Origin of the sequence: Roseivirga sp. UBA1976 (assembly GCF_002336325.1) — a bacterium.
GTDB classification, from domain to species: domain Bacteria; phylum Bacteroidota; class Bacteroidia; order Cytophagales; family Cyclobacteriaceae; genus Roseivirga; species Roseivirga thermotolerans.
This window is the reverse complement of record NZ_DDDQ01000040.1, coordinates 28,786-31,924: the sequence shown is the minus strand read 5'-3', so window position 1 is coordinate 31,924 and position 3,139 is coordinate 28,786. Positions and strand designations below refer to the sequence as shown.

The 3,139-nt window shown below is 41.9% G+C and carries 5 protein-coding genes; 2 read left to right on the top strand and 3 right to left on the bottom strand.

All coding sequences use genetic code 11. The features are described from left to right. Together B3763_RS04195 and dinB are read right to left on the bottom strand one after the other, a co-directional pair. Positions 1–304: MaoC family dehydratase (locus B3763_RS04195; protein ID WP_286744029.1), on the bottom strand; the 304-nt coding region annotated here is incomplete at its 3' end. 194 nt (positions 305–498) lie between these two features. Then, on the bottom strand, positions 499–1,554 hold the full coding sequence (gene dinB, locus B3763_RS04190) for a DNA polymerase IV (protein WP_414707121.1): 1,056 nt from the start codon (positions 1,552–1,554) through the stop codon (positions 499–501). 111 nt (positions 1,555–1,665) lie between these two features. On the opposite strand from dinB, the gene B3763_RS04185 reads away from it, so the two are divergent. Beyond that, a complete protein-coding gene (locus B3763_RS04185) occupies positions 1,666–1,857 on the top strand; it encodes a hypothetical protein (RefSeq protein ID WP_189630983.1) in 192 nt (63 codons plus the stop codon). Positions 1,858–1,917: 60 nt separating this feature from the next. Further along, entirely contained in the window at positions 1,918–2,337 is a 420-nt protein-coding gene (locus B3763_RS04180) for a DUF2452 domain-containing protein (RefSeq protein WP_286744035.1), read from the top strand. A gap of 115 nt (positions 2,338–2,452) precedes the next feature. Here the strand turns inward: B3763_RS04180 and B3763_RS04175 are convergent, their stop codons facing one another. Continuing rightward, a complete protein-coding gene (locus B3763_RS04175; RefSeq protein ID WP_189630984.1) occupies positions 2,453–3,070 on the bottom strand; it encodes a deoxynucleoside kinase in 618 nt (205 codons plus the stop codon). Positions 3,071–3,139 lie beyond the last annotated feature (69 nt).

Here is a 3,139-nt window from a genome sequence, read left to right as displayed (position 1 = left end):
GTTGGTTAAACTTCAGTTTCTCAATGCCATAGTTGATCATCATTTTAATATTGTTGATCTCAGCAATCTGCTCCCATAGGTAGGGAAGTAAAGAAACGGTAAGGTATCCGTGGGCAATGGTGCCTCCAAAAGCACCTTCCGACCTGGCTCTATCTTCATCAATATGAATCCACTGATGGTCTATAGTTGCATCGGCAAATGCATTAACCCTCTCCTGATCTACCTTTAGATAATCAGAAACTCCCAACTCTTTGCCAACGTAGGCTTCAAACTCTTTATGGCTATTGATGACAAGTTTAGACATAGTAGCTGTTTTTCGAGGTCAAGATATAAAATACCTCAAATGTAATCGTATATAAAATTCAAAAATAGCAGGCTCATTTCCTTCATTTTTTTACATGGATTGTACATTACCAGACCTGTGTATAGGTGCGATCCAATCACTCCAAACCAAAGGAAGGTATGCAATGAATGCCTTACTTTTTGAATATGAGTAAATTAGAAGTTTAGTGTAAGCTGTTGACCTGCTTTTGCCAACTCTCCTTGCTCACCTTCAAAATTACTCAGTGTAACACCCAATAAGCGCACTCCAATTTCGAAATCGGCAGGATCTATATTGTCCAAAATACTGAAGGTGTGTTGTGCAATGTCTTCCAGCGTTGCCAGAGGCTTTTCATAGGTTTGGCTTCTGGTTATTTGCCGGAAATCGCTGAATTTAACCTTTAGGGTAAGTGTCTTTCCCCATTTGTCAGCTTTTTTCAGGCGGTTATAAACGGTGAGTATAATGGAGTCCAGTGCCATTTTTAAATCGGTGGGTTCTTTCAAGTCATGATCAAAAGTGTTTTCAGCTCCCAGCGATTTTCTGATTCTGTTTGGGTTTACCGGCCGCTCATCGTTGCCCCGAACAATATTGTAGTAAAAGGCACCGCTTTTGCCGAAATTGGCCATGAGCGCTTCCTTGCTCCACGCTTTCAGACTTTTGCCATCAACAATGCCAAGGTTTTTCATTTTCTGTGCAGTTACTTTTCCTACTCCAAAGAACTTTTCAATAGGCAACTGCTCTAAAAATAGCGTCACTTTTTCCGGGCCCACCAAGGTGAGTCCGTCAGGCTTGTGGTAATCGCTGGCAATCTTGGCTATGAATTTATTAATTGATATACCCGCAGAAGCGGTAAGGCCAGTCTTAGCTTTTATTTCCTGTTTAATGGCTTTGGCAATAAGTGTGGCCGATGCCATGGCCTTTTTGTTATGGGTTACGTCCAAAAAAGCCTCGTCAAGAGAGAGGGGTTCTATAAGGTCGGTGTACGATTCAAAAATACTCCGTATTTGCATAGAAACTTCCTTGTATCGCTCAAACCGGGGGGTTACAAAGATAATCTCAGGGCACTTTCGGTAGGCCAGAGCAGAGGGCATGGCCGATCTTACTCCAAATTTTCTGGCTTCATAGCTGGCAGCCGCTACTACTCCGCGTTCCCTGCTTCCGCCCACTGCCACAGGCTTGCCACGCAGCTCCGGATTATCGTTTTGTTCTACCGAAGCAAAGAAGGCATCCATATCTACATGGATAATTTTGCGGAGTGTTTTAGAGGCTTTTTCCACGTTGTTGCCGAATTTAGCACCGAAAAGTTAAACTTTGTTGTATCTCAAAGGTTCTGTTTGCGTAACATGAAAAGGTCCAAAAAGATTTTTGTAGCAGTAGGTTTAGTGTTTATTGTAGCTACCATTATTGTGGGCTACGACATTTCCAGAAAGACTTCTTTTCCGGGGTCGAAGAAATACCTGAAAGAGTCTATAGCTCCATCGGATATTGACACTGCTCAAAACAAAGACATGGCGGACACTCTTAAATTGAACTAGGTGAGTAAAGAATCTAAAAGCGGTAAAAAGGTTAATGTTGACCAAATAGACCTGGAAAGAATGGGGGAGATGACGACCCCAAATCCCGGTACCATTGCTTTTCCGCACACGGTTGGTAGTGCACTGATTAAACCGGAAGATAAGGGTAAAATTAAAGGTAGGGCACTTTCGGCCATGTATGACCAAACCGATATGGACATGAAGCAGATCTACGAGCAAATGCAACTGCTCGCAGAACAGGCCAAAACCATACAGAACCGTGTAACGGTATCGGAGCGAATTTATCAGGCCAAAATGAGCTTCGACCCCATTATTGGAAGAACCTACCATTTGTATCAGAAAAAAGATGGTACGGATACGCTTTCGTTGATAGCTCCTGAAGAGTGGGGTAGCCGAAGCCCCTATGAATTTATAGCTACAGTAAAACTATTGGCCGACCACACTTGGGAAGTACTTAAAGAAGGAGAGAGAGGGCTTTAAAAAAAATGTCCCGTTTCAAAGAAACAGGACTTGGAAGTTTTTATTAAAAAGTAGAGTGTCTTAAGTGTTGCTTGAATTTACACATTATTTTGGAAATTCAAGTAAATCTTGTCTTTTATGAGAAAAGACCGTTCACTTCAAGGTCTACTTTTTCCAGCACGTAAGCGTAATCTTCTACATTATTTACAAAATCCAGATGGTTCACGTCAATAATGAGCAGCTTTCCCAGATCGTAGCTGCCAATCCACTCTTCGTAATGCTTGTTAAGGTTTTTGAGGTATTCAAGGCGAATAAGCTCTTCATAGTCACGTCCTCTTTTCTGAATGTTGGCCACCAGTTTGGGAATGTCAGCCTTTAGATAAATAAGTAAATCAGGTGGCTGCACGTGTTTAATCATAGACTTGAACAAGTCCAGATAATTGTTGTAGTCGCGTTGCGAAATGTAGCCTGACTTATAAAGGTTAGCGGCAAATATATAGCAGTCTTCGTAAATAGTTCTGTCCTGTATGGTGCTACCTTCTGACTCTCTGATTCGTGCTACCTGATTAAACCTGCTATTGAGAAAATAGACCTGCAAATGAAAGCTCCAGCGGGTCATGTCTTCATAAAAATCCTTCAGGTAAGGGTTGTCATCTACCGACTCTAACTGAACGTCCCATCGGTAATTTTTGCCCAGCATTTTAGCCAATGTGGTTTTACCAGACCCAATATTTCCTGCAATAGCTACGTGCATTATTCCATCTTTTTTTTACGGTTACTCATTTAGATCGCACTTGTCAGATCCAGTATACTAGCCACAAGC

Excerpts from the sequence above, each read along its gene's own strand:
- dinB (WP_414707121.1), bottom strand. The coding sequence starts at position 1,554 with ATGGATGCCTTCTTTGCTTCGGTAGAACAAAACGATAATCCGGAGCTG.
- B3763_RS04185 (WP_189630983.1), top strand. The coding sequence starts at position 1,666 with ATGAAAAGGTCCAAAAAGATTTTTGTAGCAGTAGGTTTAGTGTTTATT.
- B3763_RS04180 (WP_286744035.1), top strand. The coding sequence starts at position 1,918 with ATGGGGGAGATGACGACCCCAAATCCCGGTACCATTGCTTTTCCGCAC.
- B3763_RS04175 (WP_189630984.1), bottom strand. The coding sequence starts at position 3,070 with ATGCACGTAGCTATTGCAGGAAATATTGGGTCTGGTAAAACCACATTG.